The sequence below is a fragment of the Pseudacidovorax sp. RU35E genome (assembly GCF_900156165.1).
Taxonomy (GTDB): Bacteria; Pseudomonadota; Gammaproteobacteria; order Burkholderiales; family Burkholderiaceae_C; genus Xenophilus.
The window spans coordinates 184,521-210,756 of record NZ_FTMY01000006.1; the positions used below are offsets into that span (position 1 = coordinate 184,521).

Genomic DNA, 26,236 nt, shown 5'->3' on the forward strand with positions numbered 1-26,236 from the left:
CGGGATCGACGAGGAGACCGCATGACCAGCCCCACGCCAGCCACTCCCATCGAGGGCACCACCCTGTTCGACGGCGATCAGGCCCGCAAGGGCTATGCGCTCAATAAGATGTGCTTCTCCTTCAATGAGGAAGCCAACCGGCAGGCCTTCCTGGCCGACGAGGAGGCCTACATGCGCCGCTACGACCTCGATGCCGAGCAGGCGGCGGCCATCCGCGCGCGCGATGTGCTGCAGCTCATCGCGGCGGGCGGCAATGCCTACTACCTGGCCAAGTTCGCGGGCATCTTCAAGCTGGACATGCAGGACATCGGCGCCCAGCAGACGGGCCTGTCCAAGGACGAATTCAAGGCCCGGCTCGTCGCGGCCAACTTCCAGTAGCCCGACCCGGAGACACCCCATGGCCAAGATCATCGGCGGCATCGGCACCTCGCACATTCCCGCCATCGGCAAGGCGATCCATGAAGGCCTACAGGCCGAGCCGTACTGGAAGCCCTTCTTCGACGGCTATCCGCCCGTGCACGACTGGCTGGCGACGGCCCGGCCCGACGTGGTGGTCCTGTTCTACAACGACCACGGCCTCAACTTCTTCCTCGACAAGATGCCGACCTTTGCCGTGGGCGCGGCGGCACAGTACGCCTCGGCCGACGAAGGCTGGGGCATTCCGGCGCAGCCGCCGGTGGGCGGCGAGCCGGCGCTGTCGTGGCAGCTGATCGACACGCTGGTCGAGCGCGAGTTCGACATCGTCAGCTGCCAGGAAATGCTGGTGGACCATGCCTGCACGCTGCCGCTCAAGCTGCTGTGGCCGCAAGGCGACTGGCCGGTGACGATCGTGCCGGTGTGCATCAACACGGTGCAGTTCCCGCTGCCAAAGGCCAGCCGCGTCTATGCGCTGGGCAAGGCCGTCGGCGAAGCCGTGGCGGCCTGGGGCGAGGACCGGCGCGTGCTCTTCGTCGCCTCGGGCGGGCTGTCGCACCAGCTCGACGGCACGCGCGCCGGCCACATCAACAAGCGCTTCGACCTGCAGTTCATGGACAGCCTGCTCACCAACCCGGAGTGGGCCACGCAGTTCTCCGTGCACGAGATCGTCGAGAAAGCCGGCACCCAGGGGGTGGAACTGCTCATGTGGCTGGCCATGCGCGCGGCGCTCACCGCCGCGGGCCCGTCGGTGCGCAAGGTGCACGCCAACTATCACCTGCCGATCTCGAACACGGCGACAGCATTGATGGCGCTGGAGACTGCCTAAACACACGGCCCGGCGATGAGGGCTGAGAAGCTAGGCGCCCCATCAACAAAGGCCTGCGGGCATTCGCCTCGCAGGCCTTTTTTGTGTTCGGATCGGCAGCGCCTACTTGCTGGCGGTGCGGTGCAGCTCGGACTCGGGCACCGTCTTGAGCTCGCCGGGCAGCGAAGCGATGTACTGGGCCAGTTGCTTGAGTTCGGCGTTGCTGTAGGGCTTGACCTGGGTGCTCATCACCGCGTTGGAGCGGCCGACCATCGGATGGCTGGTCTTGTAGGCCTTGAGCGCCACGAAGAGGTAGTCGCCGTACTGGCCGGCCAGCTTGGGCACGGTGGCGTCGTTGGGGGAGTTGAAGTTGGCGCCGTGGCACTTGGTGCAGCTGTTCTCGGCGTTGCGGGCGATCAGGGCCTGGACCTTGTCGCTGGGTGCCTTGGCGGTGACGGGCGGGGCCGCACCGTCGTTCAGGCCCAGCGCCGAGTAATAGGCGGCCAGGTCGGCGATGTCCTGCTCGGTCAGGGTGTCTGCGATGGCGCGCATGGTGGGATGCTTGCGGTCGCCGCCCTTGTAGGCGGTGAGCGCCGCCGTGATGTAGCCGGCGCTCTGGCCCGCGATCTTGGGCACCTTGTGCACTTCGGGGAAGCTGGCCTGGTAGCCCACGATGCCGTGGCAGCCCACGCACATGGCCACCTTCTTGGCGCCGTTGTCGGCATTGCCCGTCACCTTTTGCGCAGAGGCCACGCTGGTCACGCAAGCGACAGCAAGGGCAAACATCGTGGTCAACAGCTTGTTCATTTTGCGCGCAAAATCTCGTGAGGACTTGGGGGATCGGCGGGCGATTATAGGAAGCCGACCCTTGCGCCGACCCGCTGGAAAGCCCTGATCGCACGTGCATCGGGCGCACCTCCCTCCCCGCTCTTCCCACTGCAAGCCATCCATGAAATTCAAGGGTTCCGACAACTACGTCGCCACGCAGGACCTGATGCTGGCGGTCAATGCCTCCATCACCCTCAAGCGCCCGCTGCTGGTCAAGGGCGAGCCGGGCACCGGCAAGACCATGCTGGCCGAAGAAGTCGCCAGCGCGCTGGGCCTGCCGCTGCTGCAGTGGCACATCAAGTCCACCACCAAGGCCCAGCAGGGCCTGTACGAGTACGACGCGGTGAGCCGCCTGCGCGATTCGCAGCTGGGCGACGAGCGGGTCAAGGACATCCACAACTACATCGTCAAGGGCGTGCTGTGGCAGGCCTTTACGGCCGACGAGCCGGTGGCACTGCTGATCGACGAGATTGACAAGGCCGACATCGAATTCCCCAACGACCTGCTGCGCGAGCTGGACCGGATGGAGTTCTACTGCTACGAGACGCGCCAGCTGATCAAGGCCAAGCACCGGCCAGTGGTGTTCATCACCTCGAACAACGAGAAGGAGCTGCCCGACGCCTTCCTGCGCCGCTGCTTCTTCCACTACATCAAGTTCCCCGACGCCGAGACCATGCGCCGCATCGTCGAGGTGCACTTCCCCGACCTCAAGCAGGAACTGCTGGCCGCGGCGATGAAGACCTTCTACGACGTGCGCGGCCTGCCCGGCCTCAAGAAGAAGCCGTCGACCTCGGAGCTGCTCGACTGGCTCAAGCTGCTGGTGGCCGAGGACATCCCGCTGCAGGCCCTGCAGAGCAAGGACGAGAAGGTGGCCGTGCCTCCTCTGGTGGGGGCTCTGCTCAAGAACGAGCAGGACGTGACGCTGTTCGAGAAGCTGGTCTTCATGCAGCGCAACAACCGCTGAGCCGTCGCCGCACGTCCACGCCCCTCCTGATCGCGCCAAGCTGCCATGGCCTTCGTCGAACCCGTTGAAATGAGCGAACGCGGCGTGCGCCTGGTGCCGCTCACGTCTGCCCACGAGGCGGGCTTGGCCGCGGCCGCCGCCGACGGACAACTGTGGAACATCCGCGTGACCTCGGTGCCGGAGCCGGAGAACACCGCCACCTACATCGCCCAGGCGCTGAAGATGCGTGAAGACGGCAACCGCCTGGCCTTCGCGGTGCTCGACGAGGCCAGCGGCACGGTGCTGGGCACCACCAGCTATCACGACATCGTGCCGGCCATCCGCCGGGTGGAGATCGGCTACACGTGGTACGCGCAGCGCGTGCAGCGCACGCACGTCAACACCACCTGCAAGCTGATGCTGCTGCGCCACGCCTTCGAGACGCTGCAGTGCCACGTGGTGGGCTGGCGCACCGACAACTTCAACTTCGCCAGCCAGCGCGCCATCGAGCGCCTGGGCGCGAAGAAGGACGGCACGATCCGCGGCCACGCCCTGCGACGTGACGGCACCATCCGCGACACCGTGATGTACAGCCTGCGCTCCGGCGAGTGGCCGGAGGTCAAGGCGCAGCTGCTGTATCTGCTGGACAAGCCGCGCGACTGATCGTGCAAGGACATCTCCCATGCTGATCGACTTCTTCTACACCCTGCGCGCGGCCAAACTGCCCGTGTCGGTCAAGGAATACCTCACGCTGCTGGAAGCCCTGCAGGCCGACGTGGTGGGCCCGAACTCGGACGATGCCTTCGGCATGGACGACTTCTACTACCTCAGCCGCACTGCCCTCGTGAAGGACGAGAAGCACTACGACAAGTTCGACCGTGCCTTCGCCGCCTACTTCAAGGGCGTGGAGATGCTCACCGACTTCACCAAGGAGGTGCCGCTCGACTGGCTGCGCCAGGTGCTGGAGAACGAGCTCACGCCCGAGCAGAAGGCGGCCATCGAGAAGATGGGCTGGGACGAGCTGATGGAGACGCTCAAGAAGCGTCTCGAAGAGCAGAAGGAGCGCCACGAGGGCGGCAACAAGTGGATCGGCACCGGCGGCACCTCACCCTTCGGCAATGGCGGCTACAACCCGCAGGGCATCCGTATCGGTGGCGCCGGCAAGAACAAGAGCGCCGTCAAGGTGTGGGAACAGCGCGCCTACAAGGACTACGACGACACCCAGGAACTGGGCACCCGCAACATCAAGATGGCGCTGCGCCGGTTGCGCCGCTTCGCGCGCGAGGGCCACGAGGACGAGCTGGACCTGGACCAGACCATCAGCCGCACCGCCGCCAACGCCGGCTACCTCGACATCAAGATGCGGCCCGAGCGCCACAACAACGTCAAGGTGCTGCTGCTGATGGATGTGGGCGGCACCATGGACGAGCACATCGCGCGCGTCGAAGAACTCTTCTCGGCCGTCAAGACCGAGTTCAAGCACCTGGAGTTCTATTACTTCCACAACTGCGTCTACGACTTCATGTGGAAGAACAACCGCCGCCGTTTCAGCGAGAAGTTCGCGACCTGGGACATCATCCGCAAGTACAACAAGGACTACAAGCTGGTGTTCGTGGGCGACGCGACCATGAGCCCCTACGAGATCCTGCAGCCCGGCGGCAGCGTCGAATACAACAACGAGGAGCCCGGCGCCGAATGGCTGCAGCGCCTGACGCACGCCTTCCCCAAGTTCGCCTGGATCAACCCCGAACCGCAGGGCGTGTGGCAGTACCGCCAGAGCATCTCGGTCATCCAGCAGCTGATGTCCCAGCGCATGTTCCCGCTCACCCTCAAGGGGCTGGAAGACGCGATGCGGCTGCTGTCCAAGTAGCACAGCGGCGGCTCTCACGCATCGGCAAGGCCCCGCAGAACGGGCGGCATTCCGACAAGCCGGATCGCGGGCCGATGCCAGAATGCCCGCCATGCCCAGGGTGGATTCCCGTCAACCGACGCCGGCACGCACGCCGGCGTTTCTTTTTGTGCTGTTGCTCCTCGGCGCCTTGCTGCTGCAGGGCTGCAGCCTGCTGCCCGGCCGCCACAAGGACGACAAGGCTGGGGCCGACGATGCGCCCTCGGCCCTCACCAGCAACAGCAACAGCACGGACACCGCAGGCGGCCGGCATGGCTTCAACGTGCGCGTCCAGGGCCCGGACGAGGCCCGTGAGCTGCTGGAGCAGCACCTGGAGCTTCAGCGCTACCGCCGCCTGGACGACCTGCAGTTGCCCGAGATCTCCCGCCTGATGGTGGCCGCCGATGCCAATGCCCGCGAACTGCTGGGCACGTTGGGCTATTTCACGCCCACGCTCAAGATGGAGCTGGTGGACCTGCCGGCCGATGCCGCCGTGCCCTACGAGGTCCGCATCCAGGTCGACCCGGGCCCGCGCACCAAGGTGACCGCGGCGCAGGTGGAGTTCGCCGGCCCCATCGCCACCGATGACAAGGCCGCCGCCCAGCTCAAGGTCATCCGCGACGGCTGGTCGCTGTCGCCGGGCCAGGACTTCACGCAATCGGCCTGGGATGGCGCCAAGAACACGGGCCTGCGCAAGCTGGTGGCGCAGCGCTTTCCCACCGGCAGCATCTCGCTCAGCCGCGCCGACATCGATGCCGACGCGGGCACGGCCCGCCTGTCGGTCACCTACCAGTCCGGCCCGGCCTACCGCTTCGGGCCGCTGGAGGTACGCGGCGCCCAGCGCTACAGCGTGGACGGCGCCCGGCGCATCGCCCGTGTGCCCTCCGGCCAGCCGTACGACCAGCAGGAACTGCTCGATGCCCAGGCCCGCATGGCCAGCAGCGGCTACTACGACTCGGTCTTCCTCACGCTGGACACCGAAGGCGACCCGCAGGCCGCCACCGTGGTCGCGCAGGTGCGCGAGGCCAAGCTGCAGAAGATCGTGCTCGGTGCGGGCTTCACTTCCGATTCCGGGCCACGGCTGTCGGCCGACCACATCCACAACCAGATGCCGCTGCTGGGCTGGCGCGCGGTGACCAAGCTCTCGGTGGACCGCAACACCCGCTCGCTCAACAGCGAATGGAGTGCCATCCCGGGCGACGACGGCTGGCGCTGGATCACGTCGGGCGAGCTCAAGCAGGACCTGTCGGGCGACTACGAGGTCGACAGCGGCCGGGCCCGCTTCGGCCGCAGCAAGTCCGACCCCAAGATCGACCGCGCCTACTACCTGCAGTACGACTACGCGCTCAACCGCGGCGTGGGCGCGCCGCCCTCAGCCTCTGCCGTGAGCGCCAACTGGTCTTGGACGGGCCGCTATTTCGACGATGCCGGCGCCCCGCGGCGCGGCTGGGGCCTGGGCCTGGAGTTGGGTGCGGGCTACACCCTGAGCGGTGCCCAGCGCCCGTTCACCCGGGCGGACGTGCGGTCGCTCTACATCCTGCCGCTGGGCAGCGTGGCCGAAGGCGATGCGCCAGGCCTCGCACGGCAGTCGCGCCTCGCGCTGCGGGCACAGCTCGGCGCCGTCACGGCGACGCAGGATGCGCAGATCCCCTCCACCCTGCTCTTCTTGACCGGCGGCGACACCAGCGTGCGCGGCTACGCCTACCGCTCCATCGGCACCACCAATGCCAGCGGCGCCACGGTGGCCGGCCGCTACCTGGCCGTGCTCAGCGCCGAATGGCAGAAGCCACTCGTCTTCGACAACAAGGTCTCGGCATGGGAGAGCGTGGTCTTCGTCGATGCCGGCAGCGTGGCCGACCAGGTGAGCCAGCTCAACAAGCCGCAGGTCGGCGTGGGCGTGGGTGCGCGCTGGCGCAGCCCGGTGGGGCCGGTGCAGGCCGACCTGGGCTATGGCGTGGAGACGCGCAAGCTCCGGCTGCACCTGCGCCTGGGTTTCAGCTTCTGAAGACACTGTGAGCATCGATACCCCGCCGCCCCCGACGCCGCAGCGCCCGACGACGACGCCCGCGGCGCCGAAGCGCCGCTCCCGCACGCGTCGCGTGCTGCGCGGCCTGGCCTGGACCGTCGCTGGCCTCCTGGCGCTCGTACTGGTGCTGCTGGGCGGCGCCTGGTGGTGGGCGGGCAGCGACAGCTCGCTCGCCACCGTGCTGGCCCGCGCCGCCCGCTACCTGCCCGCGGGCCAGACGCTGGAGACGCAGCAGGTCACCGGATCGCTGCGCAAGGGTGGCCGCATCGGCCTGCTGCGCTATCGCACGCCCGATCTCACCGTCGAGGTGCACCAGGCCGAAATCGGCTGGCAGCTTCGCCCCCTGTTCGACCGCCGCGTGCAGTTGGGCGAAGTGCGCGCCGCACGGGTCCTGATCGAGGCCAAGCCTGCGCCGCAGGACGCCCCCAAGAAGCCGTTGCAGCCGCTGGAGCGCCTCGTGCTGCCGGTGGAGGTGGATGTGCCCTTCCGCATCGGCGAGGTCCGCTGGGCCGGCCCGCCGCCGGTGGTGGCCCAGCAGCTGGCGGGCCGCTACCGCTATCAGAAGGCCGAGCACCGGCTGGACCTGGACGGCGTCGACATCGAAGGCGGCCACTACAGCGGTCAGGTGCGGTTGCAGGCCGACGGGCCAATGGCGCTGAATGCCGCGCTCCAGGGTCGCCTGCAGGCACCGCTGGGTGACGGCCGGACCATCCCCGTGCAGGCCACGGCCACGGCCAAGGGCAAGCTCGCAGGTGCCGATGCCCGGCTGACCGTGCAGGCCGAGGCCCGCGCCGAACAGGCCGACGAGAAGGCCGGCGCGCTGTATGCCAAGGTCGATGCCCACCTCGCGCCCTGGGCACCGCAGCCCGTGATCGACGCGCTGGCCACGCTGCGCGACGTGAACGTCGCCACCTTCTGGCAGGCCGGCCCGCTGACGCGCCTGAGCGGCGAGGTGGCCGTACAGCCCGATCCGCAGACCGGCGAGCAGGCCTGGCGCCTGCGCGCAGACCTGCGCAATGCCCTGCCCGGCCCCTGGGACCAGAAGCGCCTGCCGGTGGAGCGCCTGCGCGCCCGCCTGGGCTACGCCGGACCGGCCGACGGCACCTGGACAGTGGACGAAGCCCACGTCGAGGCAGGCCATGGCCGCATCGATGCCCAGGGGAGCTGGAAGCCCGCGCCCGCACCCTGGCAGGTGCAGGCCCGCATCGAGGGCGTGCGGCCCGGCGAGCTGCACACTGCGCTGGAAGGCGGCGCCATCAGCGGCCCGGTGACGGCGCGGCAGGAAGGCGACGTGCTGCGCTTCGACACCGACCTGCGCGCCCAGGGCGGCCGCGCCAGCGCCCAGGGCCTGCAGGGACTCGGCCTGGAGCGCCTGCTGGCCAAGGGCCAGTACAACCTGCGCACGCAGGTGGCCGAGCTGCCTCAGCTGCGCATCGAGGCCGAGGGTGCCAGCGTCGAGGGTCAGGTGCGCGCCCGCGTGGGCGAGCAGGCCGGCAGCGGCGATCTGCGCGTGGTGCTGCCCGGGGCCAACGCACGGCTGCAGGCCGACATGGCGCCCACCCGCGGCAACGGCCAGGCGGAGGTGGTGTTGCAGGACGCTGCCCGCCTGCAGGCCTGGCTGCAGAAGCTGCCCGGCCTGGCCAACATCAACAAGGCGATGACGGCCGAAGGCGGCGCGCGGCTGGACGCCCGCTGGAACGGGGGTTGGCGCAGCTTCCAGGAGCGCCTGGCCAAGCCGACCGCTGCCCTGCCTCGCGGCAGTGCCGAACCCACTCTCAACGCCAAGCTGAGCACGCCGCAACTGCTGCTCAAGCCTGGACCGGCCGCCGACGGTACGCGGCCGGCGCCGATCCAGCTGAGCGGCCTTTCGGCGACCCTCGACGGCAGCCTGGCCCGTGCCAACCTGGCCCTCACCGGTGCGCTGCGCCAGGGCGAGCGCCGCGCCCGGCTCGACACCGCGGCCAGCGGCGGCCTCGAAGCCGCAGGCCAGTGGCGGCTGGCGCTGGCGCGTCTGCGTGCCGACGTGGACGACGGCGGCCGCGGCGACCACCCCTGGGTGCTGGAGCTGGCCCAGGGCTTCGAGACCCGCGTGCGCCAGGCAGGCGACAGTCTGCAGGTGGAGACCACTGCCGGCGGCGCCAGCGTGCGCGGCCCGGTGCCCGGCACCGTGCGCCTGTCGTGGGAGCCGATCCGTCTTTCGACCGGCAATGGCGCCGTGCAGCTGCAGACCAAGGGCCGGCTGCAGGGCCTGCCCATGATCTGGAGCCGTGCCTTCGGTGGCGACACCAGCCTGCGCGAACTGGGCATCAGCGGCGACCTGATCTTCGATGGCGACTGGGACATCGCCGCGCTCGACCAGCTGCGCGCCCGCGTGCGACTGGGTCGTGCCAGCGGCGACCTGCGCGTGCAGGCCGGCGAGGCGGCCCTCGTGCGCAAGCTCGAAAGCCACGGCACTGGCGCGCCCGGCGAGGTGAAGACCGATTCCAGCGACAGCGCGCCTTCCACGCCTGCCGGCCTGCGCCAGGCCGAACTGCGGCTGGATGCCGACGGCGACACCGTGCGCGCCAGCCTCGACTGGGACAGCCAGCGCGCCGGCCGCATCCAGGCCAATGCGTCCACGCGCCTCCAACGCCAGGGCGAGGGCTGGCAGTGGCCGACCGACGCACCGCTGGCGGGCCGGCTGCAGGCCAGCCTGCCGCAGCTGGGCGTGTGGTCCATGCTCGCACCCCCGGGCTGGCGCATCGCCGGCACGCTGGAGGCCGACGCCACGCTCGGCGGCCAACGCAACGACCCCCGCTGGAATGGCACCGTCCGGGCCGACCAGCTGGCACTGAAAGCCGCCGTCGAGGGACTGGACCTGCGCGACGGACGCCTGCGCGCCACCCTCGCCGGCAACCGCGTCGTCATCGACGAGTTCCGCCTGCAGGGTGGCCCGGGCAGCCGCGTGCGCATCCCCGGCCGCAGCGGCAACCTGAGCACCGTCGCCAGCCAGGCCGCACAGGATGGCGGCAGTCTGTCCATGTCCGGCGAACTGGGCTGGGGTCCGGCCAGTGCCGAACGGTCGGGCCTGTCGATGTCCATGCGCGGCGAGATCCGCAGCCTGCGTGCGCTGGTGCGCTCCGACCGGCAGCTGACACTGTCCGGACAGCTGCAGGCCGGCCTGCAGGAAGGGCAGATCCGCCTGCGCGGCGACCTCACGGCCGACCGTGCCGTGATCATCCTGCCCGACGAAAGCGCCCCCGGACTGGGCAGCGACGTGGTCGTGCATTCTGCCGCCCGCGACGCGCAGGAACGCAAGAAGGCCGAGGCCGCAGAGGTCTCGCCACAGCAGCCCGCCACGGCCAAGCCGCCAGACATCCAGGTGAGCTTCGACCTGGGCCGCGACTTCGCGGTGCAGGGCCGCGGCATCACCACACGGCTGGAAGGCAAGCTGGACATCCGCGCCACCAGCACCACCGCGCCCCCGCGCGTGACCGGCGAGATCCGAACCGTGCAGGGCCAGTACCGCGCCTACGGCCAGGCGCTGGACGTGGAAAGCGGCATCGTCCGGTTCAACGGCCCCGTGGACAACCCGCAGCTGGACATCCTGGCCCTGCGGCCCAACATCAGCCAGCGTGCGGGCGTGCAGATCACCGGCTCGGCGCAGGCGCCGCGGGTCAAGCTGTACTCCGACCCGCCGCTGTCGGACGCCGAGGTGCTGTCGTGGGTGGTGCTGGGCCGGGCGTCGGCCGCCAGCGGCGGCGAGGCGCAGCTGATGCAGCAGGCCGCGCTGGCGCTGCTGGGCCGCCTGGGCGCCGGCGGCGACAGCGGCAGCCTGGCCAGCCGCTTCGGCCTGGACGAGATCGGCTTCAAGGGCGGCGGCAACGGCGACGTGGCGGGCTCGGCCATCACGCTGGGCAAGCGGCTTTCCGACGACTTTTACGTCACCTACGAGCGCAGCCTGGCGGGCACGCTGGGCACGATCTACTTCTTCTACGACCTCACGCGCAACCTCACGCTGCGCGGGCAGGCCGGGATCCAGAGCGGGATCGATCTAATCTACACGGTGCAGTATGACTAGCACCCCCCATGCCGCTTCGCGGCTCCCCCCTCTCTAGCGCCTTCGGCTTGGAGGGGGGCGCACCCAGCGGCCTGGCAAAGCCAGTTCCGCGGGTGCACTGGCATGGCCTGCTCCGCGGCCATTCGATCTTTGCTGGCGCGCTCGCTCGGGCTCTCTCGCGCCTTCTGCTTGGAGGGGGCGCACCCAGTGGCCTGGCAGAGCCCGTTCCGCGGGTGCTTTGGCACGGCCTGCTCCGCGGCCCTCTGATCCTTTGAGCATGGTGTTTTGCAGGCGCGTTCGCTCGATGGGCACATCCAACGAGCGGCGCGTGCCGTAGAAGCGCCATGGCTGCCAAAGCGCCCGATCCTTCTTCGCGTCCCGACGCCGTCGGGCGTGCCGTCGCCCCGCTGCCGCCGCGCCGGCTGCTGTGGGCAAACTTCGCCTGGACGCAGGTCGCCTGGTTCGCCGCCGTGCTGGGGGCGGCGCACGGCTGGCCGGTGCTGGGCTGCCTGCCGCTGGCCGCAGGCCTGGCCTGGCACCTGTCCACCGTCCGGCGCGCGCAGCCGGAGGCGCGGCTGGTGCTCTATGCCGTGCTGCTGGGCACGCTGGCCGACGCCGGCCCGGTGCTGCTGGGTGCCGTCGCCTACCCCAGCGGCCAGTGGACGGCGGTGCTGCCGCCCTTCTGGCTCAGCGGGCTGTGGGCGGCCTTCGCGACCTCGATCAACCTCACGCTGCGCTGGCTGCACGGGCGGCCGCTGCTGGCGGCGCTGCTGGGTGCGGTGGCGGGGCCGCTCGCCTTCTCGTCGGGCGTGCGACTGGGCGGTGCGCAGTTCGTCGATGCACCGCTGGCCCTGGGCTGGCTGGCGCTCGAATGGGCACTCATGCTGCCGCTTCTGTGCTGGCTGGGACAGCGTCATGACGGCGCCGCCGGCCCCGCCGCGGCCGTGCCGCTGCGCGAGGGCGTCTGACAGCCTGGCGCCGACGGCGGCATCCGGGCGTCGTCTCGGGCGGTCGGTCCGCCGCGTGCCGACCGGCTAGAGCGGCCGGACCATGAAGCGCGCGGCTGCGTCGTAGGTGGCCAGCTTGGCCGCCAGCGCAGGCACGTTGCGCGCGTCGAAACCCTGCCGCGCCCAGAAGCCGGCCGAGTCATTGACGGCCACCAGCGCCAGCTCGCGGCAGCCGGCGGCCACGGCCTGCGTGGCCAGTAGCGGCATGGCGCGCCCGGCCGCACCCACGCCACGGGCTTCGGGCAGCAGGGCCATGTCGTGCAGGTAGAAGGCAGGCGCCGACACGGGCACGCGCTGCAGCAGCGTGTCCAGCGCCGGCGGCGCATCGGCATGCCAGGGATGGCTCAGTACATAACCGGCGACGCGGTCGTCGTGCAACGCGAGGCACAGGCACCCACCCGGGTAGAGGGCGAGCCGCTCGGCAAAGACGTCCTCGTGCTCTGGATAGTGGGGATGGACCACGGCGGCGATGTGCAGCACGGTGGGCAGGTCCTTCGCCTGCATTGGCCGCCAATGGGCGACCGGCCACGGCTTCGATGGAACGGATGCATCGGGCATGCACCGAGCATAGAGCGCCCTCGGCGCATCGCATGCAGCATGCCCGACGCTCCCACACCCCCCCAGGCGCTAGCATCGCCGGTTGCTCCCACGCCTTTCATGCATCTCCACGACCTGCGCCTTCGCCTGCGCGCCGCCGGCGCCGGCCCCAGCCACGAACACCGCATCCTGCGCACCTGGTCGCAGGCGCTGCCGCGCGATGGCGGCAAGCGGCCCACTGCCAACTACTTCCCCGCCGGGCTGCTGGCGCAGCTTCCCGCCATCGATGCCGAGCTGGCGGCGCTGGCCCGCGTGCAGACGGTGCACCCCGGCGCGGATGGGTCCGAACGCCTGCTGGTGGGCCTGGCCGACGGCCAGACGGTGGAAAGCGTGCTGCTGCCGCGTGGCGGCGTGTGCGTGTCCTCGCAGGTGGGCTGCGCGGTGGGCTGCCAGTTCTGCATGACCGGCCAGGCCGGCCTGCTGCGCCAGGTGCGCAGCGCCGAGATCGTGGCGCAGGTGGCCCTGGCCCGCGCCCGGCGGCCGGTGAGCCGCGTGGTGTTCATGGGCATGGGCGAGCCTTCGCACAACCTCGACGGCGTGCTGGAGGCCATCGACTTCCTGGGCACGGTGGGCAACGTGGGCCACAAGAACCTGGTCTTCTCGACGGTGGGCGATCCGCGTGCCTTCGAGCGGCTGCACCGGCAGACCGTGCGACCGGCACTGGCCCTGTCGCTGCACACCACCGACGCCGCGCTGCGCCGGCGCCTGCTGCCGCGCGCCCCCGACCTCACGCCGGAGCAGCTGGTGGAGGCGGCCGATGCGTACGCCCGGGCCAGCGGCTACCCGGTGCAGTACCAATGGACGCTGCTGGAGGGCATCAATGACCGGCCCGAGGACATCGACGGCCTGGTGCGCCTGCTTCGCGGCCGGTGGGGCGTACTCAACCTGATTCCTTTCAACAGCGTGGAAGGCAGCGGCTTCACGCGGCCCGCGCTGGACCAGTGCGAGCGCATGGCGCGCACGCTGCACGAGCGCGGCATCCTCACCAAGCTGCGGCACTCGGCCGGGCAGGACGTGGATGGCGGCTGTGGCCAGCTTCGGGCCCGGGCCCTCCAGGGCGACGCCACGGGCCACGTGATCGCGATGCCACCGCGACGCGCCCGGAATCCGGTCGGTGCGGGCGTGCGCGGCGACGGGACGATCACCGCCTCTACTTGACCAGCGGCCGGATGGTGGTGAAGCCACCGTCGACCGCGATCACCTGGCCGGTGATGCGCGACGCCTGCTCCCCCAGAAGCCAGACCATCACGTCAGCGACTTCGCCAGCCGTCTGCACACCGCCCAACGGGTACTGCTTGCCCGCGGCCGTGCGCATCAGTTCCTGGCGCAGCATGGACGCGGTCATCGGGGTGTCGGTCATGCCCGGGGCCACGGCATTGATGCGAAGACCGGCCGCCGCATAGGTGGCCGCTGCGCTGCGCACCAGTGCCTCGATCCCGCCTTTGGCGGCAGCGATCACCTCATGGTTGGCGACGCCGATGCGCGAGACCACGCTGGACGCCAGCACGGCGGCGCCCTGCATCTCTTGCGCCCGCATCGCCTCGATCCAGGCCTTGAGCGTGAACACGGCGCTGTCGAGGTTGGCCCGCATCACCTCGCGGATCTGGGTCTCGGTGCTGCGATGCAGCGGCGCGATCAGGGTGCTGCCGACGCAATGCGCCAGACAGGCGGGCGGCCCGCCCAGCGATTCGACACAGCGTTGGATCGCCCCCTGCGCACCCTCGGGCTCGCTGGTGTCGGCCACGATGCGGGCATCGGCCTCGACGGCCTCCAGCCGCTGCGCCGTGCGCCCCACGGCGGCAACCCGCCACCCCCGCTGACGCAGCCGCTGCACGACCTCGCGCCCGATGCCGCCGGCTGCGCCGGTGACCAGGGCGATGGGAGACGGGCTGGCGTTGTTGTCCATGGCAAAACCTTTCTTCGGGGTGACGGCCGGAGCGGGAGGGTTCTCAATCGGCCCCACGAGCGGCACGGAATTGGTATCGAACAGCTTTAATCTACTCAAAACAAATATTATTCGAGCCGTTGACGCTTTATTTGCCTGGAAATCGCCTGGTCATAGCTGTTCAATACCTTTTCACCGCTGTCATGCTCGACGACCAGCCTGCCCAATACCGGATCGGCGCCATCTCCCGGCTGAGTGGCGTTCCGATCTCCACGCTGCGCGTGTGGGAGCGACGCTACGGCGCCTTCGCACCCGACAAATCGGCCGGTCGGCACCGGCTCTACCGTGGCGCCGACGTGGAGCGGGCGGCGCTGCTGCGCACCCTCACCGACCTGGGCTATGGCATCGGCACGTTGGTTGGCCAGAGCACCGCGGCGTTGCAGGCGCTGACGCAGCACGACGCCACGCGCCGGGGCGCATCGGGACCCGCGGCGCGCTCGTTGATGCTGGTCGGCAGCGGTCTGAGAAGTCGCCTCGCCGCGATGCGGCACCGCTTCGGCCATGTGCTCGAAGGCGTCACCGTGATCAAGGCACAGCCGCGATCCGACACCGCCATCGACCAGATCGACGCGCAGTCCGATGCCTGCCTGATCGCCCTGCCCTCATTGCAGGGCGAGAGTCTGGAGATGCTCCGACGGCTGCGCGAGCGCACCGGCGCACGCCGGGTGGGCGTGCTCTATGCCTTTGCGCAGGACCGGGTGGTGACGGCACTCAAACGTGACGGCTTCTCGGTCCAGCGCGAGCCGCTTTCCATCGCGGGCTTCGCGGACTGGCTGCGCGAGCTGCTGCAGCCGCAGACGCCCCCCGTGGCGCCTGCCGCAAGCCTGCCTGGGGCGGCCGTACCGGCGCGGCGCTACAGCGACGAGATGCTCCACCGGTTCGTCGCGCAGGTGGACACGATCCGCTGCGAATGCCCCCGGCACCTGGCCGAACTGGTGATGCTGCTGTCGAACTTCGAGCAGTACAGCCAGGATTGCATGAACCGCGACGACCGGGATGCGCAACTCCACACCCAACTCGGCCGCGTTGCGGGCTCCGCGCGCGCCATGCTCGAAGACGCCCTGACGCGCGTGGCCGAGCACGAAGGCGTCGAACTGGACGCCGCAGATCGGACCAGGCCATGGGCCCCCAACGACCAACCCCGTGAGGAAGACGAAGGAAGTCAGCCATGAACCCCTCCAGCCCCACTGCCCAGCCCCTGCGCAGGCAATTCCGCAACATCAACGTGGTCACGGATCTGAAGGGCTACCGGCTGCCGCCGGCGGGCATCGTGTCGATCCTGCACCGTGTCAGCGGGGTGCTGATGTTCCTGCTGATGCCCTTCATCATCTGGATGTTCGACACCTCCGTGTCTTCGGAGATCTCCTATGCGCGCTTCCAGGCGGTGTTCGCTGAAGGCGCGGGCTTGCTGCCCGGCTGGCTGCTCAAGCTGGTGGCCCTGGCGCTGATCTGGGCCTACCTGCACCACTTCTGCGCGGGCCTGCGCCACCTGTGGATGGACGTGAGCCACGAGGCCGTCACCAAGGAATTCGGCCGGACCTCGGCCCTGGTCGTGCTGGCCATCAGCGTCGTGCTCACGCTCGCGCTGGCCGGCAAGCTCTTCGGCGTCTACTGATCCGCCTGCCCGCTCTCTCCTTTCTCCCCCACGACAACCCCACAACACCATGGCAGTGAATTACGGCTCCAAGCGCACCGTCGTCGGCGCGCACTATGGCCTGCGCGACTGGCTCTCCCAACGCGTCACCGGCGCCCTCATGGCGGTCTTCACCATCGTCGTGCTCGCGCAGGTGCTGCTCACCCGCGGCCCCGTCGGCTACGACCGCTGGGCAGGCATCTTCGCGCCGCAGTGGATGAAGGTGCTGACCTTCTCGGTGATCGCCGCCCTGCTCTGGCATGTCTGGGTCGGCATGCGCGACGTCTGGATGGACTACGTGCAGCCCGTGGGCATCCGCCTGTTCATGCAAATCTTCACCATCGTCTGGCTCGTGGGTTGTGCCGGCTGGGCGATTCAAGTGCTCTGGAGGATCTGAGCCCATGTCGTACACCAAAGCAAAAATCGCGACGCGCAAGTTCGACGTCGTCATCGTGGGCGCCGGCGGCTCCGGCATGCGCGCTGCGCTCGAGCTCTCGCGCGCGGGCCTGAACGTCGCCTCCCTGTCCAAGGTCTTCCCCACCCGCTCGCACACCGTGGCGGCGCAAGGCGGCGTGTCGGCCTCGCTGGGCAACATGTCCGAGGACAACTGGCACTACCACTTCTACGACACCATCAAGGGCTCGGACTGGCTGGGCGATCAGGACGCCATCGAGTTCATGTGCCGCGAGGCGCCGAAGGTCGTGATCGAGCTGGAGCACTTCGGCATGCCCTTCGACCGCAACCCGGACGGCACGATCTACCAGCGCCCCTTCGGCGGCCACACCGCCAACTATGGCGAGAAGCCCGTGCAGCGCGCCTGCGCCGCGGCTGACCGCACCGGCCACGCCATGCTGCACACGCTGTACCAGCAGAACGTAAAGGCCAAGACGAACTTCTTCGTCGAGTGGATGGCCCTGGACCTGATCCGCGACGCCGACGGCGACGTGGTGGGCGTCACGGCCATCGAGCTGGAGACCGGCGACCTGCACGTGCTGCAGGCTAAGGCCGTGCTGCTGGCCACCGGCGGCGCAGGCCGCATCTTCGCGGCCTCGACCAACGCCTTCATCAACACCGGCGACGGCCTGGGCATGGCCGCGCGCGCCGGCATCCCGCTGCAGGACATGGAGTTCTGGCAGTTCCACCCCACCGGCGTGGCCGGCGCGGGCGTGCTGCTGACCGAAGGCTGCCGCGGCGAAGGCGCCATCCTGCTCAACAGCAATGGCGAGCGCTTCATGGAGCGCTATGCGCCCACCCTCAAGGATCTGGCCCCGCGCGACTTCGTCTCGCGCTCGATGGACCAGGAGATCAAGGAAGGTCGCGGCTGCGGTCCCAACAAGGACTACATCCTCATGAAGCTGGACCACCTGGGCGCCGACACCATCCGCAAGCGCCTGCCCTCGGTGGAGGAGATCGGCCACAACTTCGCCAACGTGGACATCACCAAGGAGCCGATCCCGGTGGTGCCCACCATCCACTACCAGATGGGCGGCATCCCCACCAACATCAACGGCCAGGTGGTGGTGCAGAACGGCGACGTGCACAACCAGGTCGTGGGCGGCCTGTACGCCGTGGGCGAGTGCTCGTGCGTGTCGGTGCACGGCGCCAACCGCTTGGGTACCAACTCGCTGCTGGACCTGCTGGTGTTCGGCAAGTCGGCCGGGCGCCACATCGTGGACTTCGTCAAGGGCAGTGGCGAGCACAAGCCGCTGCCGGCCGACGGCGCCGACCGCACCCTGGCGCGCCTGAACCAGCTTCAGGATTCGAATGACGGCATCTACGCGCAGGACATCGCCAACGACATCCGCGCCACCATGCAGCAGCACGCGGGCGTGTTCCGCACCCAGGCGAGCATGGACGAGGGCGTGGTCAAGGTGGCCGATCTGCGCAGCCGCGTGCCGGCCGTGACGCTCAAGGACAAGTCCATGGTGTGGAACACCGCACGCATGGAAGCGCTCGAAGTGGACAACCTGATCGAGGTGGCGCAGGCCACCATGGTCTCGGCAGCCGCCCGAAAGGAGTGCCGCGGCGCCCACACGGTGGACGACTACGAGCACCCGGCCGACCACCCCGAATTCCCGCTGGGCCGCAACGACAAGGAGTGGATGAAGCACACGCTGTGGCACAGCGCGGGCAACAACCTCACCTACAAGCCGGTCAACCTCAAGCCGCTGACGGTGGACAGCGTGCCGCCGAAGGTCCGCACGTTCTGACATCGCCGCAACCCCACGAGAGCCCGACATGAAGCGCACATTCCAGATCTACCGCTACGACCCGGACAAGGACGCCAAGCCCTACATGCAGACCGTCGAGATCGAGCTCGACGGCCACGAGCGCATGCTGCTGGACGCCCTGGTCAAGCTCAAGGCCCAGGATCCGAGCATCGCGTTCCGCCGCTCCTGCCGCGAAGGCGTGTGCGGCTCGGATGCGATGAACATCAACGGCAAGAACGGCCTGGCGTGTCTGACCAACATGAACACGCTCAAGGGCACCATCGTGCTCAAGCCGCTGCCGGGCCTGCCCGTGATCCGCGACCTGATCGTGGACATGACCCAGTTCTTCAAGCAGTACCACTCGATCAAGCCCTACCTGATCACCGAGGGCCTCGCGCCCGAGCGCGAGCGCCTGCAGTCGCCCGAGGAGCGCGAAGAACTCAACGGCCTGTACGAGTGCATCCTGTGCGCGAGCTGCTCGACCAGCTGCCCGAGCTTCTGGTGGAACCCCGACAAGTTCGTCGGCCCCGCCGGCCTGCTGCAGGCCTACCGCTTCATCGCCGACAGCCGCGACGAGGCCACCGGCGAGCGGCTCGACAACCTGGAAGATCCGTACCGCCTGTTCCGATGCCACACCATCATGAACTGCGTCGACGTCTGCCCCAAGCACCTCAACCCCACCAAGGCCATCGGCAAGATCAAGGAGCTGATGGTGCGACGCGCCATCTGAGGAGCGGAGCAAAGGTCGGGGTCGGCGGCCCGCTACGGGTGAGGCGGGCCATGGCGCCTTTGTCGAGCGGCGTGCGAAGGGTTGGTGCCCCCAGCAGGAATCGAACCTGCATCTGCCCCTTAGGAGGGGGCCGTTCTATCCATTGAACTATGGAGACCCGGGCACTGGCCGCGGGCCATGGGAGGCCGGCGGCAGGCCCGCGACTTTAACCCAAGCGCGAGGCCTCGCTGCGCAGGGCAAGCACGTCGGCATGCAGGCTCTGGGCCCAGCCGCGGCGGTCGCGGCCGTCGGCACTCTGAGGCTCGCCGAACTGCACCACGGCCACCAGCGGCGGCGCGCACAGGGTGCGCCACAGCGAACTGATCAGGGTGTCGTCGTCGATGTAGATCGGCGCGAAGCTCACCTCGCCGGTGGCCGCATCCAGAAAGCGCAGCGCGACCGGCTGCACGGGTGCATCGGCCGAGATGGCCGCCTGCAGCAGATTGGCATGGAAGGGCAGGAGCCCACGGCCATCGCTGGTGGTGCCCTCGGGAAAGACCGCGATGCGGTCGCCCGCACGCAGGGCCTCGGCCATGTGGTGCGCCACGCGCAGCGCGTCGCGGCGCTTCTCGCGTTCGATGTAGAGCGTGCCGGCGCCCGTGGCCAGCGTGCCGATCATGGGCCAGTGCCGCACGGCCGACTTGGAGACGAAGCGCACGTGCCGCGCGGCATGCAGCGTCAGGATGTCCAGCCACGAGACATGGTTGGCCACCATCAGCACGGGGCCGGAAGCCGGCGCATGGCCGCGCACCACCAGCCGGATGCCCAGCACCTGCAGCGCCTGCTGCGCCCAGCGCTCCACCTGGGCCGCTTGCGCCGGCTCGTCCAGGGCTTCGAAGCGGCGGCGGATGATCCACCAGCCACGCGCGGCATGCACCAGCAGCCGGACCAGGCGGACGAGCGCGATCAGGGATCGTTGCATGGCAGGGAACGACGCGGGTGCCGAAAGCGCGATGCCGCTCAGGCGGCCTCGTGCACCAGCTGCCCGCCGACGAAGGTGGCACGCACCGCGCCCACCAGCGCATGGCCGGCAAAGGGCGTGTGCTTGCCCTGGCTGCGCAGGGCCTCCGGCAGCACCTGCCATTCACGGCGCGGATCGGCCACCACCACGTCGGCGGGGCCGCCCACGGCCAGGCGACCGAGCTGCGCGCCGGTCTCGCCGAGCAACCGCGCAGGCGCCTGGGTGATGGCCTGCACCGCCCGCGCCAGGCCGGCGCCGCTGCGCTCGGCCCACGACAGCGCGAGAGGCAGCAGCAGTTCGAGCCCAGTGGCGCCCGGCTCGCTTTCGGCGAAGGGCAGCGTCTTGGCATCGGCCTCGACCGGCGTGTGGTCGGAGACCAGCGCGTCGATGGTGCCGTCGGCCAATGCAGCCGAGAGCGCATCGCGGTCGCGCTGCTGGCGCAGCGGCGGCGTGAGGCGCGCGCGGCTGTCGAAGAAGCCGATGTCGGTGTCGGCCAGGTGCAGCGAGTTGATGCTGACGTCGCAGCTCACCGGCAGGCCGGCGGCCTTGGCCTCGCGCACCAGTTGCACGCCGGCCGCGCTCGACAGGCGGCACAGGTGCACGCGGGCGCCGGTGGTCTTCATCATCTCGAAGATGGTGAACAGGGCGATGGTCTCGGCAGCCACGGGCACGCCCGACAGGCCCATGCGCGTGGCCAGTGCGCCGCTGGCGGCGACGCCCTTGCCCAGGTCGCGGTCCTGCGGACGCAGCCACACGGTGTAGCCGAAGGTGCTGGCGTACTGCAGCGAGCGCTGGAGCACCACGTTGCCCGACAGCGGCACCTCGGCCTGGCCGAAGCCGATGCAGCCGGCCTCGGTCAGCTCGGCCATCTCGGTCAGCACCTCGCTCTTGAGGCCGCGGGTCAGCGCGCCCTGCGGAAAGAGGCGGGCCTTCTGCAGCTTCTCGGCGCGGAACTTGAGCATCTCGACCAGGCCGGGCTCGTCGAGCACCGGGTCGGTGTCGGGCGGGCAGACCAGGCTGGTCACGCCGCCGGCGACGGCCGCGGCCATTTCGCTTTCGAGCATGCCTTCGTGCTCGTAGCCGGGCTCACGCAGCCGCGCGGCCAGGTCGACCAGGCCAGGCAGCACCAGGCAGCCACTCGCGTCGATGGTGCGCTCGGCCGCGAAGCCAGCCGGCACGTCGCCGATGGCGGCGATGCGGCCGTCCGCGATGGCCACCGTGGCCACCCCATCGAAGCCGGAGGCGGGGTCGATCACCCGACCGTGTTGGATCAACGTATTCATGCTTCGTTACCTGCCACGATGCTCATGACGGCCATGCGGACCGCGATGCCGAAGGTCACCTGCGGCAGGATCACGCTCTGCTTGCCATCCACCACTTCCGAGGCGATCTCCACGCCGCGGTTGATGGGGCCGGGGTGCATCACGATGGCGTCGGGCTTGGCGAGCTGCAGCTTCTCGGGCGTCAGGCCGTAGGTCTTGAAATACTCCTGGCTCGACGGCAGCAGCGCACCGCTCATGCGCTCGTTCTGCAGGCGCAGCATGATGACCACGTCGCAGTCCTTGATGCCTTCCTCCATCTTGTGGAAGACCTTCACGCCCATGGGCGCCAGATCGGCCGGAACCAGGGTGCGCGGGCCCACCACGCGCACCTCGGCGGCGCCCAGCGTGGTCAGCGCGTGGATGTCGGAGCGGGCCACGCGCGAATGCAGCACGTCGCCCACGATGGCCACCGTGAGGTTGGAGAAGTCCTTCTTGTAGTGGCGGATGGTGTACATGTCGAGCAGCCCTTGCGTGGGGTGCGCATGCCGGCCGTCGCCCGCGTTGATGACGTGCACATGCGGCGCCACATGCTGCGCGATCAGGTAGGGTGCGCCCGATTCGCTGTGCCGCACCACGAACAGGTCGGCCGCCATCGCGCTCAGGTTGGCGATGGTGTCCAGCAGCGTCTCGCCCTTGGCGGTGGAGCTGCGGGCGATGTCGAGGTTGATGACGTCGGCCGACAGCCGCTTGGCCGCGATCTCGAAGGTGGTGCGGGTGCGTGTGCTGTTCTCGAAGAAGAGGTTGAACACGCTCTTGCCACGCAGGAGCGGAACCTTCTTGACCTCGCGGTCGCTCACGCTGACGAAGTTGGCGGCCGTGTCCAGGATCTGCGTGACGATGGCCTTGGGCAGGCCTTCGATGGACAGCAGGTGGATCAGCTCGCCGTTCTTGTTGAGCTGGGGGTTGCGTTTGTAGAGCATCAGGCCTGCTCCTCGACGTGAAAGCGCAGGCTGCCGTCGTCGCCCCGGGCCAGCGCCAGCAGCTGCGTGTCGGGCAGCGTGAGATGCGCGGCCGCGAAGTCCGCCGCCACGGGCAGCTCGCGCCCGCCACGGTCCACCATCACGGCGAGCCGCACGCAGGCCGGGCGACCGAAGTCGAACAGCTCGTTGAGCACCGCGCGGATGGTGCGGCCGGTGTAGAGCACGTCGTCCAGCAGCAGCACGTCGCTGCCGTCCACGTCGAAGGGCAGCTGCGTCTGCGCGCTGGCGGCCATGCCGCGGCGGGCGAAGTCGTCGCGGTGCATGGCCGAGGAGATGACGCCGGGCGTGCCAGGCAGGCCCAGGTCTTTCTGCAGGCGCTCGACCAGCCAGGCACCGCCGGAGGTCACGCCCACCAGGCGGGTGTCGTCGCGCATCAGCGGCTTCACGCCGGCCAGCAGCGTCTGGTAGAGCCCCTCGGCATCGGGCAATGCGTTCACGGAAGGTTCCTCAGGAATTGTTCAAGGATGATGCAGGCGCTGGCGGCGTCGGCGTCGCGCGCGCCGGAGGCGATGGCCTCGGTGGTGCTGTAGCGCTCGTCTACCTGGTAGACCGTCAGGCCGAAGCGGCCATGCAACTGGCGGGCGAAGCGCTGGGCGGCCCGGGTGTTGTCGTGCGGCGCGCCGTCGGGGTGGTAGGGCACGCCCACCACCAGCGCGTCGGGCTGCCATTCGCGGATGCGGGCCTGGATCTGCGCAAAGCGGGCGTCTCCCTCGGCCTTGATGGTGGCCTGCGGCGTGGCGTTGCGCAGCAGCCGGTTGCCGCTGGCCACCCCGGTGCGCTTGAGGCCGAAATCGAAGGCGAGGAAGGTCTGGAAGTGCGCGGGGACGTCGGCGTTCTCAGGCATGGCCGGCTTCCGGCGACAGGGTCCAGGCGGCCAGGCCCAGCAGCGACAGCGCCTTGTCATAGCGCTGCTCCACCGGCGTGTCGAAGATGACGGCGGGGTCGGCGTCCACGGTGAGCCAAGCGTTCTCGGCGATCTCGGATTCGAGCTGGCCCTGCTCCCAGGCCGAATAGCCCAGGGTGACGAGCACCTTGCGGGGGCCGGCGCCGGTGGCCATGGCCTCCAGCACGTCCTTGGAGGTGGTCATCTCCAGGCCACCAGGGATGGTCATGGTGGAGGCGTAGACCGAAGCGTGGGGCTTGTCGTCCTCGTCGGCGGGGGCCGGGTCGCCGATGGTGTCCTCGCCCACCACGGGCTCATGAAGCACGAAGCCGCGCTCGGTCTGCACCGGACCGCCCTGGAAGACGGGGGCGCCGTCGAGGTCGGGGCGTTCGAGCCGCAGTTCGATCTTCTGGAACAGGCCCTTGAGGTCGATGTCGCTGGGCTTGTTGATGATCAGCCCCAGCGCGCCGCGCTCGCCGTGTTCGCACAGGTAGACGACGCTGCGGCTGAAGGCCTGGTCCTGCATGCCCGGCATCGCGATGAGGAAGTGATGCGTGAGATTGGTCAGGGCAGAATCGACGGACATATGCCTCCAATTTTAGTGGCCGTCGACAAGCCCTTCGCCCGAGGGCTCATGTGGTTCCGGCGTGACCTGCGGGTGCAGGACAACGCGGCGCTCTACCACGCGCTGCGCAGCTGCCGCGAGGTGGTCTGCGTCTTCGTGTTCGACCGGGCGATCCTCGACGCCCTGCCCCGGCGCGACCGGCGCGTCGAGTTCATCCACGAATCGGTGCAGCAATTGCAGGCTGCCTTGCGCGCCATGGGCGGCGACCTGGTGGTGCGCCATGCCGTGGCCCAGGAAGAGATCGCGCCCCTCGCCCGACAGCTGGAGGTGCAGGCCGTCTTCGCCAACCGCGACGACGAACCCGCCGCCCTGGACCGCGATGCCCAGGTGCTGGGCGCGCTGGCCAATGCCGGCGTGAGCTTCCAGACCTTCAAGGACCATGTGGTGTTCGAGCGCGATGAGGTGCTGACCCAGGCCGGCGGCGTCTACTCGGTGTTCACGCCCTACAAGCGCGCGTGGCTGGCCAAGGCCGAAGACGCCTTCTACCTCAGCCCCTACCCCGTCGAGCGCTACACCGACGCCCTCATCCCCACGCCGGCCGAGCACCGCACCGAGGTGCCGGCGCTGGCCGACCTGGGTTTCGAGCCCACCAATCTGCACGAGCTGGGCCTGGGCGGCGGCATGGCCGGCGCGCGGCAGCTCTTCGACGAATTCGTCGGCCGCATCGACCGCTACGACAGCACGCGCGACTTCCCGGCCGTGCGCGGCCCCAGCTACCTTGGCGTGCACCTGCGCTTCGGCACGCTGTCCATCCGCGAGGCGGCGGCCACGGCCCATGCGCTGGCGGGCAACGGCAGCCGTGGGGCCGCCACCTGGCTGGGCGAGCTGATCTGGCGCGACTTCTATGCGCAGGTCATGGCGCACCGGCCCGACCTGGCCGAGGGCAAGAGCTACAAGCCCGAATACGACCGCATCCGCTGGCACCATGGCAAGCATGCCGACCAGCTCTTCACCGCCTGGTGCGAGGGCCGCACCGGCTATCCGCTGGTGGACGCCGGCATGCGCCAGCTGGTGCAGTCGGGCTACATGCACAACCGGCTGCGCATGGTGACGGCCAGCTTCCTGTGCAAGGACCTGGGACTGGACTGGCGCCGCGGCGAGGCCTTCTTCGCCGAGCACCTGAACGACTTCGAGTTCGCGTCCAATAACGGCGGCTGGCAGTGGGCCAGTTCGAGCGGCTGCGATGCGCAACCCTACTTCCGCATCTTCAACCCGGTGACGCAGAGCGAGCGCTTCGATCCCGAGGGCAAGTTCATCCGCCGCTATGTGCCCGAGCTCGCCAAGCTGTCGAACAAGATGATCCATGCGCCGTGGCTCGCCAAGCCGGTGGAACTCGAAGCCGCCGGGCTGCGCATCGGCCACGACTATCCGGCCCCGGTGGTCGACCATGGCGAGGCGCGCCAGCAGACGCTGGATCGCTATGCAGTGGCGCGGGAGAGCGCGGAGCGCGCGGCCTGAGAGGAAGCCTCATGGCGCTCGCGTTGGGCGATGTGCCCAGCGCGCGACCCGCCCCGCGTTCAGCCGGCCGCCGTGCGCCGCTGCAGCAGTTGCGCCGCCACCGCGACGGCGATCACCTCCGGCTCCTTGCCCGTCACGCCCGGCACGCCGATGGGGCAGGTGATGCGCGCCATCTCGGCCTCGCCGAAGCCGCGGGCCTCCAGCCGGTGCCGGAAGGTGGCCCACTTGGTCTTGCTGCCGATCAGGCCGACATAAGGCAGGTCGTCGCGCTCGCGCAGCCGCCGGAGGCAGGCGATGACGATGTCCAGGTCTTCCGCATGGCTGAAGCTCATGATGAGCACATGCGTGCCGGGTGGCAGCGTGGCGACGGCGTCCTGCACCGGCTCGCTGTGCTCGGTCTGCACCTGGGCCGGCAAGGCATCGGGAAAGACGCCGTCGCGGCTGTCGATCCAGCGTACGGCGTAGGGCAGCGTGGCCAGCAGCCGCGCCAGCGCCAGGCCCACATGGCCGCCGCCGAAGATGGCGACGGGCGCCATGTGCTCGGTCAGCTGGCGCCGCAGGTCGGCGGCATCGGCCGCCCCCACACGACGCATCGACAGGTGCACCACGCCGCCGCAGCACTGGCCCAGGCTCGGGCCGAGCGGGTAGCGCTTGCGCAGCGGCTCGCCGGCCGGCGCCTTCAGCAGGGCGCGCGCTTCTTCGATGGCCTGGTACTCGAGCTGGCCGCCGCCGATGGTGGCCGTGAGGGCCCGGGCCCACACCAGCATCCAGGTGCCGGCCTCGCGTGGGGCCGAGCCCTCGGTGGCCTCCACGCGCACCAGCACGCCGTCCTCGTGGGCCAGGCGGGCCAGGCCGTCATCCAGGGCGCCGATGCTCATGGGGCACGTCCGTTGCGTCGCG

At 69.5% G+C, this 26,236-nt stretch carries 25 protein-coding genes and 1 tRNA gene; 15 read left to right on the plus strand and 11 right to left on the minus strand.

The features are described 5' to 3' along the window. Positions 1 to 21: 21 nt before the first annotated feature. Complete coding sequence (locus BXA03_RS12720) at positions 22 to 378, plus strand: protocatechuate 4,5-dioxygenase subunit alpha (protein ID WP_076508157.1); 357 nt, start codon at positions 22 to 24, stop codon at positions 376 to 378. Between the two features lie 19 nt (positions 379 to 397). Beyond that, on the plus strand, positions 398 to 1,243 hold the full coding sequence (locus BXA03_RS12725; protein WP_076508159.1) for a class III extradiol dioxygenase family protein: 846 nt from the start codon (positions 398 to 400) through the stop codon (positions 1,241 to 1,243). A 102-nt stretch (positions 1,244 to 1,345) separates the two neighbouring features. On the opposite strand, the gene BXA03_RS12730 is transcribed toward BXA03_RS12725, so the two are convergent. Then, positions 1,346 to 2,029, minus strand: coding sequence for a c-type cytochrome (locus tag BXA03_RS12730; RefSeq protein ID WP_076508162.1), 684 nt, complete (start codon positions 2,027 to 2,029; stop codon positions 1,346 to 1,348). A 142-nt stretch (positions 2,030 to 2,171) separates the two neighbouring features. Between BXA03_RS12730 and BXA03_RS12735 the strand changes: the two genes are divergently transcribed. From BXA03_RS12735 to BXA03_RS12760, 6 genes are all read left to right on the plus strand, one after another. Beyond that, the gene (locus tag BXA03_RS12735; RefSeq protein WP_017759645.1) at positions 2,172 to 3,014 is read left to right on the plus strand and encodes an AAA family ATPase; all 843 of its coding nucleotides are present in this window, start codon (positions 2,172 to 2,174) and stop codon (positions 3,012 to 3,014) included. Positions 3,015 to 3,059: 45 nt separating this feature from the next. Beyond that, positions 3,060 to 3,656 carry a GNAT family N-acetyltransferase gene (locus tag BXA03_RS12740; protein WP_076508164.1) on the plus strand — a complete coding sequence of 199 codons (597 nt, stop codon included), beginning with the start codon at positions 3,060 to 3,062 and terminating at the stop codon, positions 3,654 to 3,656. A gap of 19 nt (positions 3,657 to 3,675) precedes the next feature. Further along, complete coding sequence (locus tag BXA03_RS12745) at positions 3,676 to 4,863, plus strand: vWA domain-containing protein (protein ID WP_076508167.1); 1,188 nt, start codon at positions 3,676 to 3,678, stop codon at positions 4,861 to 4,863. An 82-nt stretch (positions 4,864 to 4,945) separates the two neighbouring features. Continuing rightward, the gene (locus tag BXA03_RS12750; protein WP_083716052.1) at positions 4,946 to 6,886 is read left to right on the plus strand and encodes an autotransporter assembly complex protein TamA; all 1,941 of its coding nucleotides are present in this window, start codon (positions 4,946 to 4,948) and stop codon (positions 6,884 to 6,886) included. Positions 6,887 to 6,893: 7 nt separating this feature from the next. Next, positions 6,894 to 10,967: a translocation/assembly module TamB domain-containing protein gene (locus tag BXA03_RS12755; protein WP_234983673.1), complete on the plus strand. Its 4,074-nt coding sequence runs from the start codon at positions 6,894 to 6,896 to the stop codon at positions 10,965 to 10,967. Positions 10,968 to 11,290: 323 nt separating this feature from the next. Next, complete coding sequence (locus tag BXA03_RS12760; protein ID WP_083716054.1) at positions 11,291 to 11,914, plus strand: DUF2878 domain-containing protein; 624 nt, start codon at positions 11,291 to 11,293, stop codon at positions 11,912 to 11,914. 66 nt (positions 11,915 to 11,980) lie between these two features. On the opposite strand, the gene BXA03_RS12765 is transcribed toward BXA03_RS12760, so the two are convergent. Then, positions 11,981 to 12,457 carry a GNAT family N-acetyltransferase gene (locus tag BXA03_RS12765; RefSeq protein ID WP_143476300.1) on the minus strand — a complete coding sequence of 159 codons (477 nt, stop codon included), beginning with the start codon at positions 12,455 to 12,457 and terminating at the stop codon, positions 11,981 to 11,983. Positions 12,458 to 12,610: 153 nt separating this feature from the next. Here BXA03_RS12765 and BXA03_RS12770 point away from each other — a divergent pair, with 153 nt between their 5' ends. Then, positions 12,611 to 13,708, plus strand: coding sequence for an RNA methyltransferase (locus BXA03_RS12770; protein WP_076508175.1), 1,098 nt, complete (start codon positions 12,611 to 12,613; stop codon positions 13,706 to 13,708). Here the strand turns inward: BXA03_RS12770 and BXA03_RS12775 are convergent. Continuing rightward, positions 13,701 to 14,456 carry an SDR family NAD(P)-dependent oxidoreductase gene (locus BXA03_RS12775; protein WP_076508178.1) on the minus strand — a complete coding sequence of 252 codons (756 nt, stop codon included), beginning with the start codon at positions 14,454 to 14,456 and terminating at the stop codon, positions 13,701 to 13,703. The genes BXA03_RS12770 and BXA03_RS12775 overlap by 8 nt on opposite strands. 182 nt (positions 14,457 to 14,638) lie before the next feature. Between BXA03_RS12775 and BXA03_RS12780 the strand changes: the two genes are divergently transcribed. The 5 genes from BXA03_RS12780 to BXA03_RS12800 are packed head-to-tail and all read left to right on the plus strand — an operon-like array spanning position 14,639 to position 19,068. Then, positions 14,639 to 15,667, plus strand: a complete 1,029-nt coding sequence (locus BXA03_RS12780) for a MerR family transcriptional regulator (RefSeq protein ID WP_076508181.1) — start codon at positions 14,639 to 14,641, stop codon at positions 15,665 to 15,667. Next, entirely contained in the window at positions 15,664 to 16,110 is a 447-nt protein-coding gene (gene sdhC, locus BXA03_RS12785) for a succinate dehydrogenase, cytochrome b556 subunit (RefSeq protein WP_076508184.1), read from the plus strand. Before BXA03_RS12780 ends, sdhC begins: the two co-directional genes overlap by 4 nt. Positions 16,111 to 16,159: 49 nt before the next feature. Beyond that, on the plus strand, positions 16,160 to 16,525 hold the full coding sequence (gene sdhD / locus BXA03_RS12790) for a succinate dehydrogenase, hydrophobic membrane anchor protein (RefSeq protein ID WP_076507914.1): 366 nt from the start codon (positions 16,160 to 16,162) through the stop codon (positions 16,523 to 16,525). Between the two features lie 4 nt (positions 16,526 to 16,529). After that, positions 16,530 to 18,338, plus strand: coding sequence for a succinate dehydrogenase flavoprotein subunit (gene sdhA / locus BXA03_RS12795; protein ID WP_076507916.1), 1,809 nt, complete (start codon positions 16,530 to 16,532; stop codon positions 18,336 to 18,338). A 28-nt stretch (positions 18,339 to 18,366) separates the two neighbouring features. Continuing rightward, positions 18,367 to 19,068, plus strand: a complete 702-nt coding sequence (locus tag BXA03_RS12800; protein ID WP_017761520.1) for a succinate dehydrogenase iron-sulfur subunit — start codon at positions 18,367 to 18,369, stop codon at positions 19,066 to 19,068. A gap of 82 nt (positions 19,069 to 19,150) precedes the next feature. Here BXA03_RS12800 and BXA03_RS12805 read toward each other — a convergent pair. The 7 genes from BXA03_RS12805 to BXA03_RS12835 all read right to left on the minus strand — a co-directional run bounded on the left by BXA03_RS12805 (position 19,151) and on the right by BXA03_RS12835 (position 23,839). Next, positions 19,151 to 19,225 (minus strand) — tRNA-Arg (locus BXA03_RS12805). Between the two features lie 48 nt (positions 19,226 to 19,273). Then, entirely contained in the window at positions 19,274 to 20,029 is a 756-nt protein-coding gene (locus BXA03_RS12810) for a lysophospholipid acyltransferase family protein (RefSeq protein ID WP_076508187.1), read from the minus strand. 38 nt (positions 20,030 to 20,067) lie between these two features. Beyond that, a complete protein-coding gene (locus tag BXA03_RS12815; RefSeq protein ID WP_076508190.1) occupies positions 20,068 to 21,351 on the minus strand; it encodes a dihydroorotase in 1,284 nt (427 codons plus the stop codon). Beyond that, on the minus strand, positions 21,348 to 22,310 hold the full coding sequence (locus tag BXA03_RS12820; protein WP_076508193.1) for an aspartate carbamoyltransferase catalytic subunit: 963 nt from the start codon (positions 22,308 to 22,310) through the stop codon (positions 21,348 to 21,350). Before BXA03_RS12820 ends, BXA03_RS12815 begins: the two co-directional genes overlap by 4 nt. Then, positions 22,310 to 22,807 (minus strand): bifunctional pyr operon transcriptional regulator/uracil phosphoribosyltransferase PyrR, encoded by a 498-nt coding sequence (gene pyrR / locus BXA03_RS12825; RefSeq protein WP_076508196.1) that lies wholly within the window; start codon positions 22,805 to 22,807, stop codon positions 22,310 to 22,312. Before pyrR ends, BXA03_RS12820 begins: the two co-directional genes overlap by 1 nt. Continuing rightward, the gene (gene ruvX / locus BXA03_RS12830; RefSeq protein WP_076508199.1) at positions 22,804 to 23,214 is read right to left on the minus strand and encodes a Holliday junction resolvase RuvX; all 411 of its coding nucleotides are present in this window, start codon (positions 23,212 to 23,214) and stop codon (positions 22,804 to 22,806) included. Before ruvX ends, pyrR begins: the two co-directional genes overlap by 4 nt. Further along, positions 23,207 to 23,839, minus strand: coding sequence for a YqgE/AlgH family protein (locus BXA03_RS12835; RefSeq protein ID WP_076508202.1), 633 nt, complete (start codon positions 23,837 to 23,839; stop codon positions 23,207 to 23,209). Before BXA03_RS12835 ends, ruvX begins: the two co-directional genes overlap by 8 nt. Here BXA03_RS12835 and BXA03_RS12840 point away from each other — a divergent pair, their 5' ends adjacent. Beyond that, a complete protein-coding gene (locus BXA03_RS12840; protein ID WP_076508205.1) occupies positions 23,840 to 25,336 on the plus strand; it encodes a cryptochrome/photolyase family protein in 1,497 nt (498 codons plus the stop codon). Between the two features lie 59 nt (positions 25,337 to 25,395). Here BXA03_RS12840 and xdhC read toward each other — a convergent pair whose 3' ends face one another. Further along, positions 25,396 to 26,214, minus strand: a complete 819-nt coding sequence (gene xdhC / locus BXA03_RS12845; protein ID WP_076508207.1) for a xanthine dehydrogenase accessory protein XdhC — start codon at positions 26,212 to 26,214, stop codon at positions 25,396 to 25,398. Positions 26,215 to 26,236: the final 22 nt, after the last annotated feature.

Bases quoted from the DNA above. Each gene is read 5' to 3' on its own strand.
- BXA03_RS12720 (WP_076508157.1), top strand. From the start codon at position 22: ATGACCAGCCCCACGCCAGCCACTCCCATCGAGGGCACCACCCTGTTC.
- BXA03_RS12725 (WP_076508159.1), top strand. From the start codon at position 398: ATGGCCAAGATCATCGGCGGCATCGGCACCTCGCACATTCCCGCCATC.
- BXA03_RS12730 (WP_076508162.1), bottom strand. From the start codon at position 2,029: ATGAACAAGCTGTTGACCACGATGTTTGCCCTTGCTGTCGCTTGCGTG.
- BXA03_RS12735 (WP_017759645.1), top strand. From the start codon at position 2,172: ATGAAATTCAAGGGTTCCGACAACTACGTCGCCACGCAGGACCTGATG.
- BXA03_RS12740 (WP_076508164.1), top strand. From the start codon at position 3,060: ATGGCCTTCGTCGAACCCGTTGAAATGAGCGAACGCGGCGTGCGCCTG.
- BXA03_RS12745 (WP_076508167.1), top strand. From the start codon at position 3,676: ATGCTGATCGACTTCTTCTACACCCTGCGCGCGGCCAAACTGCCCGTG.
- BXA03_RS12750 (WP_083716052.1), top strand. From the start codon at position 4,946: ATGCCCGCCATGCCCAGGGTGGATTCCCGTCAACCGACGCCGGCACGC.
- BXA03_RS12760 (WP_083716054.1), top strand. From the start codon at position 11,291: ATGGCTGCCAAAGCGCCCGATCCTTCTTCGCGTCCCGACGCCGTCGGG.
- BXA03_RS12765 (WP_143476300.1), bottom strand. From the start codon at position 12,457: ATGCAGGCGAAGGACCTGCCCACCGTGCTGCACATCGCCGCCGTGGTC.
- BXA03_RS12770 (WP_076508175.1), top strand. From the start codon at position 12,611: ATGCATCTCCACGACCTGCGCCTTCGCCTGCGCGCCGCCGGCGCCGGC.
- BXA03_RS12775 (WP_076508178.1), bottom strand. From the start codon at position 14,456: ATGGACAACAACGCCAGCCCGTCTCCCATCGCCCTGGTCACCGGCGCA.
- BXA03_RS12780 (WP_076508181.1), top strand. From the start codon at position 14,639: ATGCTCGACGACCAGCCTGCCCAATACCGGATCGGCGCCATCTCCCGG.
- sdhC (WP_076508184.1), top strand. From the start codon at position 15,664: ATGAACCCCTCCAGCCCCACTGCCCAGCCCCTGCGCAGGCAATTCCGC.
- sdhD (WP_076507914.1), top strand. From the start codon at position 16,160: ATGGCAGTGAATTACGGCTCCAAGCGCACCGTCGTCGGCGCGCACTAT.
- sdhA (WP_076507916.1), top strand. From the start codon at position 16,530: ATGTCGTACACCAAAGCAAAAATCGCGACGCGCAAGTTCGACGTCGTC.
- BXA03_RS12800 (WP_017761520.1), top strand. From the start codon at position 18,367: ATGAAGCGCACATTCCAGATCTACCGCTACGACCCGGACAAGGACGCC.
- BXA03_RS12810 (WP_076508187.1), bottom strand. From the start codon at position 20,029: ATGCAACGATCCCTGATCGCGCTCGTCCGCCTGGTCCGGCTGCTGGTG.
- BXA03_RS12815 (WP_076508190.1), bottom strand. From the start codon at position 21,351: ATGAATACGTTGATCCAACACGGTCGGGTGATCGACCCCGCCTCCGGC.
- BXA03_RS12820 (WP_076508193.1), bottom strand. From the start codon at position 22,310: ATGCTCTACAAACGCAACCCCCAGCTCAACAAGAACGGCGAGCTGATC.
- ruvX (WP_076508199.1), bottom strand. From the start codon at position 23,214: ATGCCTGAGAACGCCGACGTCCCCGCGCACTTCCAGACCTTCCTCGCC.
- BXA03_RS12835 (WP_076508202.1), bottom strand. From the start codon at position 23,839: ATGTCCGTCGATTCTGCCCTGACCAATCTCACGCATCACTTCCTCATC.
- BXA03_RS12840 (WP_076508205.1), top strand. From the start codon at position 23,840: ATGCCTCCAATTTTAGTGGCCGTCGACAAGCCCTTCGCCCGAGGGCTC.
- xdhC (WP_076508207.1), bottom strand. From the start codon at position 26,214: ATGAGCATCGGCGCCCTGGATGACGGCCTGGCCCGCCTGGCCCACGAG.